At 71.3% G+C, this 14,403-nt stretch carries 9 protein-coding genes; 2 read left to right on the forward strand and 7 right to left on the reverse strand.

Going from position 1 to position 14,403, the window contains the following annotated elements; genetic code table 11:
• Positions 1–436: 436 nt before the first annotated feature.
• From AB0I16_RS19630 to AB0I16_RS19645, 4 genes are all read right to left on the reverse strand, one after another.
• Entirely contained in the window at positions 437–1,789 is a 1,353-nt protein-coding gene (locus AB0I16_RS19630; protein WP_363250694.1) for a serine hydrolase domain-containing protein, read from the reverse strand.
• 107 nt (positions 1,790–1,896) lie between these two features.
• Positions 1,897–3,105: a cytochrome P450 gene (locus AB0I16_RS19635; RefSeq protein WP_363250695.1), complete on the reverse strand. Its 1,209-nt coding sequence runs from the start codon at positions 3,103–3,105 to the stop codon at positions 1,897–1,899.
• 977 nt (positions 3,106–4,082) lie between these two features.
• Positions 4,083–5,747: a BBE domain-containing protein gene (locus AB0I16_RS19640; protein ID WP_363250696.1), complete on the reverse strand. Its 1,665-nt coding sequence runs from the start codon at positions 5,745–5,747 to the stop codon at positions 4,083–4,085.
• Positions 5,748–6,105: 358 nt separating this feature from the next.
• On the reverse strand, positions 6,106–7,734 hold the full coding sequence (locus AB0I16_RS19645; RefSeq protein ID WP_363250697.1) for an aminotransferase class V-fold PLP-dependent enzyme: 1,629 nt from the start codon (positions 7,732–7,734) through the stop codon (positions 6,106–6,108).
• Positions 7,735–8,113: 379 nt separating this feature from the next.
• Here AB0I16_RS19645 and AB0I16_RS19650 point away from each other — a divergent pair, with 379 nt between their 5' ends.
• Positions 8,114–9,475 carry an endo-1,4-beta-xylanase gene (locus AB0I16_RS19650; protein ID WP_363250698.1) on the forward strand — a complete coding sequence of 454 codons (1,362 nt, stop codon included), beginning with the start codon at positions 8,114–8,116 and terminating at the stop codon, positions 9,473–9,475.
• A gap of 90 nt (positions 9,476–9,565) precedes the next feature.
• Positions 9,566–10,600 carry a LacI family DNA-binding transcriptional regulator gene (locus AB0I16_RS19655; protein WP_363250699.1) on the forward strand — a complete coding sequence of 345 codons (1,035 nt, stop codon included), beginning with the start codon at positions 9,566–9,568 and terminating at the stop codon, positions 10,598–10,600.
• A gap of 18 nt (positions 10,601–10,618) precedes the next feature.
• Here AB0I16_RS19655 and AB0I16_RS19660 read toward each other — a convergent pair whose 3' ends face one another.
• The 3 genes from AB0I16_RS19660 to AB0I16_RS19670 form a co-directional block, all read right to left on the reverse strand.
• Positions 10,619–12,031 carry a non-reducing end alpha-L-arabinofuranosidase family hydrolase gene (locus AB0I16_RS19660; protein ID WP_363250700.1) on the reverse strand — a complete coding sequence of 471 codons (1,413 nt, stop codon included), beginning with the start codon at positions 12,029–12,031 and terminating at the stop codon, positions 10,619–10,621.
• A 196-nt stretch (positions 12,032–12,227) separates the two neighbouring features.
• The gene (locus AB0I16_RS19665; RefSeq protein WP_363250701.1) at positions 12,228–13,097 is read right to left on the reverse strand and encodes a universal stress protein; all 870 of its coding nucleotides are present in this window, start codon (positions 13,095–13,097) and stop codon (positions 12,228–12,230) included.
• 144 nt (positions 13,098–13,241) lie between these two features.
• Positions 13,242–14,246 carry an RICIN domain-containing protein gene (locus AB0I16_RS19670; RefSeq protein ID WP_363250702.1) on the reverse strand — a complete coding sequence of 335 codons (1,005 nt, stop codon included), beginning with the start codon at positions 14,244–14,246 and terminating at the stop codon, positions 13,242–13,244.
• Between the last annotated feature and the right edge of the window lie 157 nt (positions 14,247–14,403).

The raw sequence follows: 14,403 nt of genomic DNA on the forward strand, positions 1-14,403 counted from the left end.
TCAGTCCTGTGGACGTTGTGGACCTTGTGATCCCTGTGGGCCTTGTGACCGCTGTGGGGAGCGGACGGGTGCGGCCGGGTGGTGCGGTGGCCGGTGCCCGTGGACGGTCGGCGGGTCCACGGCCCGGTCACCGCGGACCGGCGCACCGGCCCGGCGGCGGGCCACCGCCGGCTCCCGTCGACCGGACCCCGGCCCGCTCCGGACCCCACCTGTGGACCCGGCCGCCCAGCGACCGTCACCACGGGAAGCCGCGGACCTCCGCCGGGCCGAGGCGACAGTGGTCCGGCAACGGTGCTCGGCCGATCCGTACCGGCCGCGTCGGACCGCCACGGGACCGGTGCCACACGGCAGGGCGGCCAGGCGCACCGGCTCCCGGGGCCCCAGGGCTGGGCCCGCGACCGGTGTCGGCACAGGCCGGACCGGGGGTGGCCCCGGCTCAGCCGTCGTCGGTGCGGCGCGCGGTGCGCCCGGATATCTGGACCCGGTCGATCACGCCCGTGGCCGGGTCGCGGTGGAACCGGCCACCGGGTTCGAGGCGCCCGGTGGCCGGATCGCGCAGATCACAGGACAAGTCGGCGTAGCAGACCAGGGGAAGGGCCAGATCTCCGTCGACGGAGAGGGCCGGCGTGCCGTCCGGCCCGGGCGCGACGCGGTAGACCGTGCTCCCGTTGCGGTAGGTGCCCGCGCAGCCGGGCAGGTCGACGGGGCCGCCCCGGTCGGCGATGGGCGTCTCGGCGGGCACCCGTATGCCGGTGAGCCGGGCCAGCTCCTCGGCGAGGTCGCGCCAGAGAGCGGTGGCGCCCCCGGCGTTGCCCGTGAAGGCGACCACGACCCCGCTCTCCGGGTCGGCCCGCAGGTGGCAGGAGGTGCCCTGGGCGTTGCCGTCATGGCCGCACCAGACCCGGCCGTCACGCTGGTAGAGGGCGAGTCCGGCGCCCCAGCCGTCGGCGAGAGTGCCGGGGTCGGCGGCGGTCTCGGCCCGGCGCATCTCCTTGGCGACGGCGGGCGGCAGCAGGTCCGAGCGGCCGGTGAGCGCGTTGCCGAACGCGACCAGGTCCAGGGCGCCGGCGAGCAGCGCGCCGGCCGGTGCCTCCAGCGGTGCCAGGTTCTGCCGGGTGGCGACGGGCTGCCCCGTGGCGGTGTTGACGGCGTGCCCCACGGCCACCGGGCGCCCGGGCGCGGTGTCCGCGAGGAACGCGGGCCGCGCGCCGAGGGGTTCGAGGAGCAGCGTCCGCACGGCCTCGGGCCACGTCATGCCGGTGACCGTCTCCACCAGCCGGCCGGCGGCGACGTATCCGGCGTTGGAGTAGGAGAAGTCGGTCCCCGGCGGGAACAGCAGGTCGCGGGCGGTGCAGACGGCCGCGAGGTAGCGCGCGGCGGTGGTCGCGGCGGCGGTGTCGGAGTCGGGCCCCGTGGGCAGACCGCCGGTATGGGAGAGGAGTTGGCGTACCGTCACTTCGGGGGTTCCGGCCAGTTCGGCCAGGTGCCCGGCGGCCGGTTCGTCCAGGTCGAGGTCGCCGTCGTCGGCGAGGAGCATGACGAGCGCGGCGGTGAACGGCTTGGTCAGCGATCCCAGGGGGACCGCGGTGTCCGCGGTGAAGAGTCTGCCGGTGGTGACATCGCTGGTGCCGGTGTGCACGGCGAGGACGTCGGTGCCGGTGTCCAGGGCCAGTTGGGCGCCGGGCACCCGGTGGGTCCGGGCCAGTTCGTCGAGACGGTCTTGCAGCTCACGGTGGGGCAGGGACGGTGCCCGTAAGGCGACCGGAGCGGCGGGCATGGTGTACGGCATGAGAAGGGGACTCCCGTTGGGTGGGTCTCATGTGCGGTTGTGCCGATCCGGCCCGGATACGAGCGGTGCGGGTGCGGGCCGGCCGGTGGGCGCTGTGCGCGCCCCGGCTACGGTCTGCCGACCTCTACGGGCAGATGCCGTACGCCGATGATGACGGCCGGGTTCTGGTAGACGATGTCCTCGTAGGAGGGGATCACCATTTTGCGGAATCGTTCGTGCAACATGTGAAGAGCGATCCGCGCTTCCAGCCGGGCCAGCGGTGCGCCGAAACAGAAGTGGATGCCGTGCCCGAAGGTCAAGTGGGGATTGGGACTCCGGGTCACGTCGAGGACGTCGGGGGCGGTGAAGCGGGCGGGGTCGCGGTTGGCGGTGCCGAGGTGGGCCATCAGCATCGTGTCCGCGGGGATCTCGTGGCCGCCGAGGACTACGGGGCGGGTGACCCTGCGGCCCAGTTCGGGGAAGGGCGGCAGCCAGCGCAGCACCTCTTCGACGGCGGCCGGGACGCGCGCGGGGTCGGTGCGCAGCGCCGCGTCCACCTCGGGGTGTCCGTCGAAGGTGACAATCGCGTTGCCCAGGAGCGCGGTCGTGGTGATGTGCCCGGCCACGAGCAGCAGGGCCACGAACCCGACCATCTCCTGGTCACTGAGGCGGACGCCGTCCACATCGGCGGCGATGAGCCTGCTGGTGAGGTCGTCGCCGGGGTGGGCACGGCGGGCGCGGATGTGCTCCAGCATGTAGCTGTTCATCTCGCGCACGGTGGGCGCGATGGCTTCCAGCGCCCGCTCCAGGTCGGCCATGTCGGGGGCCTCGCCGAGCTGGTCACCGCCGAACAGCACGCTCGCCCATTCCTGGAAGAGCCGGTGCTCGTCGGCGGGGATGCCGAGGAGTTCGGCGATGACGATGATCGGCAGCGGATAGGCCAGCGCGTCGACCAGGTCGAAGCGGTCGCGGTCGGACACGGCGTCGAGGAGCCGGGCGCAGATGGCCTCGATGCGGGGTTCGAGTCCTTGTACGACGCGCGGGGTGAACGCCTGGCTCACCAGCGTGCGCAGCTTGCGGTGTTCCGGCGGGTCCATGCCGACGAAGTTGCCCTGGGTGAAGGTCTCGAAGTCGGACTGGGTGGGCGCCAGACCGGAGAGATCCGAGGAGTACGTCGCGGGGTCGGCGAGCACGGCGGAGACGCTCTCGTGGTCGAGGACCTGCCAGACGCGCTGGGTCTCGTCGTACCGCACGGGGCCGGCCTCGCGTAAGTGCCGCCAGCGGCCGGGTAACTCCTCCAGGAGGGGTCGCTCGCCCGTCGGTTGCTTGCTTGTCACCTTGTCTCCCTTGCTAGCGGCTGGCGCGTGCGGGCACGTTGGAGTCACGCCCACAGGGGTGCGGTGGAGCGGGCCGGCCGGGGCGGGACGGCCTCGGGCACGGCGGTGTCACTGACGTCTGGAATCGGACGAGAGCCGCGCGGGCCCCCGGGGGGCCCCGCGTGCGGCGGGGCGGTCAATCGGTGTCAGTGGGACACCTGGACGGGCTCCCGGCCCTCAGCACACGCGGTGCGGGACGTCGTGGCGGCCACCTGGCCGACCACCCCCCGCAGCCGACCATGTCGTGCGGCGCGCCAATCCGACATAACCCATCCCCCTCGGCGATACCTCCCGCGCACCGGATGCGCGGAACCCTCCCGGCTCCTGGACGGCCTGCGGCTCCCCTGCCCGGCCGTTCGAAACGGGTTTGAGAGTACGCAGCCGCAGCGCGTGTCGTGCCACGAATGACATCTTGCGCCCCCAAAACACCTTCGTTTCGATGGAACTCGGCCACAGTCTTCACGGCGGGTCACGTCCAAGCAATCCCCCAAGCTTGAACGGAGAGTGTCGGATCGGTGCTTTTCCGTCACGTCTCGGTCGCTTCGCCCGTACGGCCGCCCATCGAGGCCGACCGTCGAACGTCGCACCGCCGCGTGTGCCCCGGGGGCGCGTCTGCAAACCGGACTGTGCGCAAAAGAACGCGGCCAGCGGCGCGGCGGCCCCACCGAGAGCCGCCCGTGCCAGCCGGAAGAATGTTCGGTGCCACCCTCCGCGGATCGCCCGATTCCCCCCACGATCTGGGGTGATGATTGAGCCGACCGCCGCTCAGGGCCGCGCCGCGGAGCCGGTGGCCGAATCCGCCGCAGGCGGAACCGGGCCATCACGGCCGCGCCCCGGTCGGCTCCGCGCCACCGCTCCCCCTCACCGCACCCGGGCGGCCCCCCGCCGCTCTCCCGTCACAAGAATTCGGCCAATCGGCGCCGGCGCGAAGGACCCAGTCATCCGGAGGCGGCGTCCTTGGACGGGCCGGGCAATTCGACGGACTGGGCGTGGCGGAAGACGTTGTGGGGGTCCCAGCGCTGCTTGACCTGCTGCAGCCGGGCGTAGTTGGCCTTGTAGTACAGCCGGCGGGACCGCTGCTCGGAGGTGTTGAGTCCCGTGTCGTCGAGGTCGACGTCGGGGTAGTTGACGTAGCAGCCGTCGGTGCCCGCGGACCGGGAGGCGGGCCAGGCCGGATCGGCGACGGCCGGCACTCCCTTGGTCTCCTGGTAGACGCCCGCGTAGATCGCGCGGATCCACTTCAGGTGGGGCTCGGCGATGCGGGCGTCCTTCTCCGCGTCCCGGTAGTCGTAGACGCCGTTGTGGTCGGCGTCGGCGTTCCACGTCCAGTACGTCTGGTACTGCAGCTTCATGACCGAGGAGCGCTGCGGCACGGCCGTCGCGCCCGCCTCGGTGTCGTTGACCTTGCCGCCGTAGGAGTCGATCTGCAGCAGCGCGTCGGGGTTGCTGTAGTCCGCGTCGGTGAGGTGGTGGTACATGGCGTCGATCTGCTGCTCGGTGAACGCCTTGGTGTGGTACGCCGACTTGTACTTGCCGCAGCGGTTGGGGCCGGAGTCGTTCAGGCTCTGGGTGGCGGTCAGCCACGGCAGCAGGGTGGGGATGAACAGCTCCCGCTGCGCGGGGTGCTCGCCCATCTGCCGGTCCAGGACGGTCTGGGCCACGTGCGGCCCCGGACCGGCGGCGAACCCTTCGGTGAGGTGGTCCAGGAAGGCCTTCAGGCGGTCGGGGGAGTCCTTCTTCGTGCCGTCCATCTGGACGATCAGACCGACCTTGCCGTTGGACATGTGCGTGAGCTTGAGCAGGGTGAACATGTCGCGGTAGCCGCGGCGGACGAAGTCCGGGCCCGTGCCGGCCTGCTCGTGCTCGAAGAACTGGCCGTAGCGGCGCACCAGGGACTTGAACAGATCGGGCCGCTTGAGCAGGTCCTTCCACTCCCAGGCGACCGAGCGCAGCAGGACCTGGGCGGGCGGGCGCGGCAGGTCGCGGAACCAGTAGCGGGTGATCACGCCGAAGTTGCCGCCGCCGCCACCGGTGTGGGCCCACCACAGATCCCGCAGCGCGGCGTCCTGGGAGTCCTTGCGGGCCAGGGTGACCGTCGCCTTCCCGCCGTCGGCGACGGTGACCACCTCGACGGCGTACAGGTAGTCGACCGTCAGGCCGAACAGCCTCGACAGCAGGCCGTATCCGCCGCCGGAGATGTGGCCGCCGCTGCCCACGGAGTAGCAGGAGCCGCCCGGCAGGGCCCGGCCGGCCGTGCGGTACAGCTGGGTGGTGCTGTGCCAGTTCGTCGCGCCCGCCTCGACGCAGTAGGCGTTCATCGAGGGATCGAAGTAGGCACGGTTCAGCTGGCTGACGTCGATGGTGACGGCGACGTCGGCGGAGGAGACGAAGTTCTCGTAGCAGTGGCCTCCGGAGCGGACGGTGAGCCGTCGTGAGGCATGCGCCGGGCCGGCCAGGAACTTGTCGACGGCGGCGACCACGTCGTCGGCGGACGTGGCGACCACGATGTAGTCGGGTGCGGCGATCCAGCGCTGGTTGAACCCGCGCCGCAGTGCGTCGTACCGCGCGTCGTCCGCCTTGACCTCGATCGGTTGTGTCGTCATGGCGCCTTTCAGGTCTGCTCGGACTCGTCGGCCGGTTGGTCTGCGACCGTCGACCACCCGACGCGTACGGCAGTCAACGTAGGGCAGGGACCGGCGCCGCTCCGGGAAGGCCGTCCGCGTGGCCGAATAGTGACGTGACCCTTCAGGTGTGCGGAGGCATTGACGGCACACACCGGGCCGCGGGCTGCCAATCGTGCGCCGTCCCGGCCCGGGTGTGCGCCGTCGCACCCCGCCATGGCGCACGAGCGCCCGTGCGCCGACTCGTCCGTTCGCGCCCGGTGCGGCCGACCGGTGCCTCAGCGGGTCGGTGCGTGGTTCCCGTTCACTGGTGTGCCCTCGTGGTGCGCCGGGGGCCGGTTCACACGATGCCCGCGTCGGCCGCGTCACGCGGCAGCGGGAACCAGCGCAGGGCCTCGGCCTCGGGAGGCAGGGCGGTGCCCGCGCCGCCCGGACCGGACGGGTGCCTACGGAGGATGCGGCGGCCTTCCTGCCTGTGGGCCGCCAGCACGTCCTCCCCCGCCCGAGGGCGCGGGGGCCGCGGTGCCACGACGTCGATGGCGCCGCGCAGACTGCCGGCGTCCGGTTCCGGCGGGGCGGCGCGATGACGCCAGGCACCGGTACGGGCGTCGAAGCCGTAGTCGGCGAGAAGCCGGTGGCCCGCATCGGCGATGATCTCCACCGCCTCGATGACATGGTCGCGGACCGCGTCCGACATGAAGTAGGGGAAGCTGACGCGGGTCCAGCCCGGCTTCATGCCGTCGAGGCCGCCGTCCGTGACGATGTCGCGGAAGGCGTGGGACCGCCTGGTGTCGATCGCCAGGAGGTGATGACCATAGGGACCCGCGCAGGAGCAGCCGCCCCGCGCCTGGATGCCGAACAGGTCGTTCAGGAGCGCTGCGACGAAGTTGTGGTGCAGGTGGCCGTCGCGGTGGCGGATGAGGAACGAGACGACCGGCAACCTGGGCGCGTCGGTGTTGCCCAGCACGTCGATCCGGGGATGGCGCAGCCAGCGGGCGCGCACGCGTCGCCATGCCCGCTCCTCACGTGCCCGGATCAGGTCGGGGCCGACGGAGTCCTTGAGCGCGAAGACGAGGCCCGCCCGGATGGACTCGACGATCGCGGGGGTGCCGCCCTCCTCGCGCGTGACCGGGTCGGGTGCGTACCGGTGCCCGTCCGGTCCGACGTAGGTGACCGTGCCCCCTCCCGGGACCACGGGCACGGCGTTGCGCATCAGGTCGCGGTGGACGACGAGTACGCCGGGGGTCTGGGGGCCGCCCACGAACTTGTGCGGGGACAGGAAGACGGCGTCCTTGTGGTCCCGGCGTCCCGGCTCCGACTCACCGACGCGTATGGGCAGGTAGGGGCCTGCGGTCGCGTAGTCCCACAGGGACAGGGCGCCGTGGCTGTGCAGGAGTGAGGAGACGGCGTCGGTGTCGGTCAGTATGCCGGTGACGTTCGAGGCGGCGGACATGCTTCCTATGCGCAGCGGCCGGTGGGCGTACTCCCGCAGCCGGTCCCGCAGGTCCCGCAGGTCGATGCCGCCGGAAGCGTCCTCCCGTACGACGACGACGTCCGCCTGGGACTCGCGCCACGCGAGGTCGTTGGAATGGTGTTCATAGGGGCCGACGAAGACGACGGGCCGTTCCGCCTCGGCGAGCGTGCCGGCGCCCGCGTGGGCGGGGTTCCGGAGCCCGAGGACGCCGACCAGTCTGTCGACGGCGCCGGTGACGCCGGAGCCGCAGAAGATGACGTGGTGGTCGGGGCCCGCGCCGACACCGGCCGCGATGATGGCGCGGGCCTCTTCTCTGAGCCGGTTCGTCGAACGGCCGTTTCCCGAACTCTGCGTGTGCGTGTTCGCGTACCGCGGGAGAACGGCCTCTCGCAGATAGTCCTCGATGAAGTCCAGCGGGCGGCCGGAAGCGGTCCAGTCCGCGTACGTGTTCCTGCGGAGGCCGAAGGGGCCTGGTACGAGGTCGCCCTCCCCCACCAGGCCGGCGCGGATGCGATCAAGGACGTCAGCGGCGGGAGCTACCGGACTTGGCGTGGGAGCAGCGGCTCTTACGGTGTTTATGTCCATATTCATACGACGCTCGTTCCGCTCCGGTGGTTCGACGGGACGGCGCACGGACGCCACTTGGCGTGCGGGCCCCTCGGCCGCTCCTTCCGGTCGAAAAAGTTTCGGTCGTGTCGCGCCATTGTTTCGGGAGCGCACATCCTCCAGGATCGCTCTCGGCAAACCCCGTCCGGGCGAACGCGGGACAAGGGCGGCCCGTCGCCTCCTGAAAGCTTTCGGGGCAAACCGGTGCGGCCAGGCCCGCGTTCACCCTCCGGGGATGCCTTCCCCCCGACGAAAGGTTGACATGATCATGATCAGATCAACCCGATCATCGCGCACCGCCACCCGCAGGGCCCTGGCCCTCACCGTCACAGGGCTGCTCACGGCCACCGGTGTCGCCGCCCTGTCCGGCACCGCCCACGCGGCGAGCACCCTCGGCGAGTCGGCGAGCGCCAAGGGCCGCTACTTCGGCACGGCGGTCGCCGCGAACCACCTCGGCGAGGCGCCCTACGCCGCCACGCTGAACACCGAGTTCAACTCGGTGACCCCCGAGAACGAGATGAAGTGGGACGCGCTGGAGGCGTCCCGGGGATCGTTCACCTACGGGGCGGCCGACCGTATCGTCAGCCACGCCCAGAGCCGCGGCATGAAGGTGCGGGGACACACCCTGGTCTGGCACTCCCAGTTGCCCGGCTGGGTGGGGTCGCTGGGCGCGGGCGATCTCCGTACGGCGATGAACAACCACATCACCCAGGTCATGCGGCACTACCAGGGCAAGATCCACTCCTGGGACGTCGTCAACGAGGCGTTCCAGGACGGCAGCAGCGGAGCTCGCCGCAGTTCGCCCTTCCAGGACAAGCTCGGCAACGGCTTCATCGAGGAGGCGTTCCGCACCGCGCGGGCCGCCGACCCGGCCGCCAAGCTCTGTTACAACGACTACAACACCGACGGGGTGAACGCGAAGTCCAACGCCGTGTACGCCATGGTGAAGGACTTCAAGCAGCGCGGCGTGCCCATCGACTGCGTGGGCTTCCAGAGCCACTTCAACAGCCAGTCCCCCGTCCCCGCCGACTTCCGGCAGAATCTCCAGCGCTTCGCCGATCTCGGCGTCGACGTGCAGATCACGGAGCTGGACATCGAGGGGTCCGGGGCCGCGCAGGCCGCGAGCTACGCCAACGTGGTGCAGGCGTGCCTCGCCGTGACGCGTTGCACGGGCATCACCGTCTGGGGCGTCACCGACAAGTACTCCTGGCGCGCGAGCGGTACCCCGCTCCTCTTCGACGGCAACTACAACAAGAAGCCGGCCTACGCCTCGACGCTGGCCGCCCTGGGCGGCACGGGCGGCGGCGACGGAGGGGACGGCACCCGCACCTGCACCGTCTCGTACGCGAAGCAGGAGACGTGGGGTGACCGCTACAACGGCAAGGTGACCGTGACCGCGGGGAATTCCGCCATCAGCGGCTGGAACGTACGGGTGACCGTCGCGTCGGCGCAGCGGATCTCGGCCACCTGGAACGGCACACCCAGCTGGGACAGCACCGGGAAGGTGATGACCATGACGCCGAGCGGCAACGGCAGCCTGGCGGCCGGTGGCAGCACGAGCTTCGGCTTCACCGTCATGACGAACGGCGACACGGCACCGCCCGCCATCAGCGCCTGCACCGCGTCCTGACCGGAGCGTCCGGCCGGAGGGGCACGAGGGCCTTCGCGGGCGGGGTCTCCCGCCCGCGGGAGTCCTCCGGCCGGCGCACACCGGTGTTCTATGCTCCTCGCCATGCGCGATGACGAGGAGACGGGCCGCGTCACCCTGGCCCAGGTGGCCCAGCGGGCCGGCGTCTCCATCTCGACGGTCTCGAAGGTGCTCAACGGGCGGCAGGACGTGGCGCCTCCCACGAGGGTCAAGGTGGAGCGCCTGCTGGAGGCCCACGCGTACCGGCGCACCACACGGTCGGCCCACGAGGCCCCGCTCATCGAGATCGTGTTCCACGAGCTGGAGAGCATCTGGGCGATGGAGCTGATACGGGGCGTGGAGAACGTGGCCAAGGCGCACGGCGCCGGGGTCGTCCTCACCGAGAGCGGAACCCGTCACTCGCCCGGCCCCGACTGGCTGGAGGCGATGCTGCAACGCCGGCCGCTCGGTGTCGTCCTGGTCTTCTCCGCCCTTCCCGGCGCGGTGAAGCAGCAACTCCAAGCGCGTTCGATCCCGTTCGTCATCATCGATCCGGCGGGTGATCCCAACCCCGACGTCCCCTCGGTCGGCTCCGCCAACTGGAACGGCGGTCTGGCCGCCACCCGCCACCTCATCGAGTGCGGACACCGGCGCATCGGGATCATCACCGGGCCCGAGGACCTGCTCTGCTCCCGCGCCCGGCTCGACGGCTACCGCTCGGCAATGGCCATGGCGGGGCTGGAGGTGGACCCCGGGCTCGTCCTGTTCGGTGACTTCCACGTCGAGGGCGGTTACGACCGGGCCGCCGAGCTGCTCTCCCTGCCCCGGCCGCCCACCGCGGTCTTCGCCGGCAGCGACCTCCAGGCACTCGGCGTACTGGAGGCCGCCCGGGTGCACGGCCTGCGCGTCCCCCATGACCTGTCGGTGGTCGGCTATGACGACGTGCCGATCGCCCGCTGGGCCAGCCCGGCGCTGACCACGGTCCACCAGCCGCTGCGCCGGATGGCGGAGGAGGCCACCCAGATGCTCATGCGGCTGCGGGCCCGGGAACCGGTGTCCACGCGGCTGGAGCTGGCCACGAGCCTGGTCGTGCGCAAGAGCACGGCGCCGCCGCCGCCCGGGAGGTGACCGCGGCGGGCCGGCGGTTCAGCGCTGCAGGGTGAGGAGACCCGGCCTGTACGGCAGCCGGTCGTAGGGTCCGTCGGCGGTCGGGGACTTGCCCTGATAGAGGAACCGGAGGTTGCAGGGGTCGACGGTCATGGTCTGGTCGGGGTTGTCCCGCACCAGGTCACCGTGGCTGATGTCGTTGGTCCAGGTGGCACCGCTGTTGGCCTTGCCCGCGAAGGGGTTGCTCTCACCGGCGGCCTGCGGGGTCCATGAACCACTCAGGCTGGAGGCCGTGAACGAGCGGAAGTAGCGCCCCTGGGAGCCCATCGCCTCGACGATCATGAGGTACTGGTTCTGTCCCTGGACCTTGTAGACCTGGACCGCCTCGAACAGGTTGTTCGTCGAGTCGCTCATGATCGTCGTGTACGACGAGCCGAAGTTGCCCGGGAAGTTCCCGATCGGCATGCTCGCCCGGTAGATCTTGCCGTTGTCACCGGCGAAGAACAGGTACATGTTCTGGCCGTCACCGATCAGGGTCTGGTCGATGGGCCCGGTGTTCGAGCCGGAGATGCTGCCGGTGAACAGCGGCTGCGGGGAGGACCAGCCGTTGGGGTCGGCGGGATTGCTCGACGTGCGGTAGACGAAGGGCGACGAACCCCACTGGTACGCCAGCACCCAGATGTTCTTGGGGGCGAAGTAGAACAGCGTGGGCGCCACCGCCGCCTGACTCATCCCGTGCTGGGCCGCCGACCCCATGTCCGACCAGTCGGAGAAGGGGCTGAACATCATCGAACCGTACGACGACCCCGACGAGTTGGACGCGTAGACCAGGCGCTTTCCGTTGTGCATCACACTGGTGAAGTCCTTCAGCGAGACCCATCCGTTCGCCGGTTGCGCCAAGGCCCCCGTCGACTTCCACCGGTACGTCGACGGAAGAGAACACGTACCTCCCGCGGAGAGGCCGGTCCACCTCTGGCTGCTCCCGCCGTTGCAGGTCTGGATCTCCACCGCCGTGCTGTTGGCCGTACCGGAGCCCGTGACGCCCAGACAGAGCCCGGACTCCTCACCGACGACCGTGCCGTCCGCGTTGACCCGCCACCGCTGGTTCGCGCCACCGGAACAGGTCCAGATCTGCACGCGCGTACCGGCCGTGGTGGCGTGGCCCGGAACATCCAGGCACTTGTCGCCATACACGGTCAACTGCTTGGCGTCCGTCCATGTCCACCGCTGGTTGGCGCCGTCCCAGCAGTCGTATATCTGGAGGTACGTGCCATTGGTCTGGCTCGCGCCCGGCACGTCGAGGCACCGGCCCGACCCGACACCGCGCACGGCGCCACTCGTGGCCGCCTGGGCCGGGACGGCACTGAGCAGCGCCGCCAGCAGAGCCAGGACCGCGATCCCGGCGGTGTGCAAGACGGTCGGACGTCTGCGATTGCCACATCCACTGCGCATGGGACTCCTCTGCCTTAACTGTTCGGGATTTCGAACGAGGTTCGGAGATTCGAGCAATCTGAATGATAGGGAGTGAGGCAGCGGCGTCAATACCTCGCAAGCGTCACGTGGGTCGGCGGTGGCACCGGGGGCGAGCAGCGACGGCCCGCGGGCCTGGTGGGCGTCCGGCCCTGCGGACGCCCACCAGGACGAGGGCTCAGGCGTGCGGCACGACCGCGACGGGGCAGGCGGCGTGGTGCAGCGCGGCGTGGGCGACCGACCCGATGCGGGCGCCGACAGGTGCGCGCCGCACCCGGCGGCCGACCACGAGCAGCCCTGCTCGTGAAGCGGCCGACAGCAGCACCTGTCCCCCGCTCCCGATCTCGACGTGCTCGATCACCGGCACATCGGGGAACCGGCTCCGCCAAGGAGCGAGCACATGGGCGAGGGCCTGCTTCTCGAACGACTCAAGGCCACCCGCCTCGTCCACCAGGGCCAGTGAGCCGGGGCTGTAGGCGTACAGCGGCGGCAGGCTCCACGCCCGTACCGCGCGCAGCGTCGCGCCTCGTGCCGCCGCGGCCTCGAAGGCGAACCGGAGCACCGCGTCGCTCTCCTCCGCCGTGCCCTGCTGGCCCACCACCACCTCGCCGGACTCCGGCGGCGCCGCCCCCTCACGGGCGCGCACGGAGACCACCGGCCGCGTCGCGGCGGCGATCACCTGCTGGCCGTACGAACCGAGCAGGAAGCCGAGCAGGGCTCCGTGCCCACGGGAACCGAGCACCAGCATGGCGTGCCGCTCCGCCTCGCTCACCAGCGCGGTCACCGGCGTGTCCTCCACCACCTCGGTGGAGAGGGCGAGGTCCGGGTACTCCTCGGCCACCCGCGTCGCCGCGTCGCGCAGCACGGCTTCGGCTGACGCGGCCTGGGCGTCCTTGTCCTGCACGATCGGCACGTCCAGCGGCTGCCAGAGCCAGGCGTGGACGATACGCAGCGGCAGGCCGCGCAGGCTCGCCTCACGCGCCGCCCAGTCGACTGCCGCCAGCGCTTCGTCGGATCCGTCGACCCCTACTGCGATACCGCGGACCATGGGGGCTGCCTCCATACTGTTGTCGCGGGGACCGCCGCCTCGGCCGGCCCTCTTCCGACAGCATTGTCGCCGCGGCGGCCGGGCGTGAAGGGCCGCCCGGCCCCGGCCGTCGGCCGTTCGGGGCACGACGGCCGGGTCCCCGCGTCAGACGGAGTCGATGAAGAACACCTGGTCGGTCCGCTCGGCGCAGGGCTCCTGCCTGGCCGTGGCGCCCTCGTTCGTCGAGCCACCGGTGATGCCGACGCAGTACTTCTGGTCGGGTGTGTGCAGCGTATGAACCCGGTAGGTGTTGGCCACGGGGGTGTCGACCGCCGCGATGTAGAAGGAGTTGGCCGTCGCGCAGTCGGCCGTGGTCTCCAGCAGGTCGGGGACCGTGCTGACGGGGAACACCATGAGGCAGCGGACACCCGCCTGGGTGCTGTGCCACTGGATCTTGAACAGTCCATCGCCCTGCGGCAGCAGGTAGGTACGGGGTGACGTGGCCTGCGCACACGGACGCTGCACGGCGACCGGCACGTTCAGGAACCCCGCCCGCCCCTCGGTCAGGCACAGCCCCGGCGCACTGCCCGGACGGAGCTTGATCCAGCCCTCCTGGAGGCCCCGGAAAGTCCCCTGGGTGAACTGCGCGCCGGCCTGGCCGTCGCACGTCCACTGCCGGAGCGGGGCGCCGTCCGCGGTGGCGGACGAGGTGACCTCAAGGCACTTGCGCGGGTTCGCCGTCATCGGCTGGATCAACGCGGCATCGCCGCCGTCGCCGAACTGGAAGCTCGTACCGGGCCGGTTGTCGCACTCGGTCTGCACGACGGCGGCTCCGTCGTCGGCACTGGAGTCCCGCACCGCCATGCACTTGCCGCTGAGGACACTGACGATGTGCACCGCCCCGCCGCCGGCCGAGGACACCTTCAAGTACCACCGTGCCCCCTCGCGCCCGGCACAGCGGCGCTGTCTCACCGGCTCACCGACGTCGTGCGTAGCGACCTCCAGACACATGCCGGTGTGGGTGGCGGCGATGTTGATCTGCTGGCCCGAGGCGGCGGTCGCGGCACCGGCCGTCGGGCCGCCGACCGTCAGCAGCGCCGAGACCAGCACCAGGACAAGGGCGAGGACCGGGGTGACCGCGGGCGGACATGGTCTGGGCAACCTCGGCATCGCACTCTCCCTCACGGCGGGTCCGGGCCCGCCCGCCTCCGCACGCCCGCTGCGCCTTGCGGCTCGACCGAGCAGGTACGGAGACGGGCGGGCATGATGCCGCCCCATGCTGCCCGCGGGTGCTGATGCCGGGCTGACGCGAGGGGGCAGGTCCGGC

It is taken from the genome of Streptomyces sp. NPDC050703 (genome assembly GCF_040654435.1).
Classification (GTDB): Bacteria; Actinomycetota; Actinomycetes; order Streptomycetales; family Streptomycetaceae; genus Streptomyces.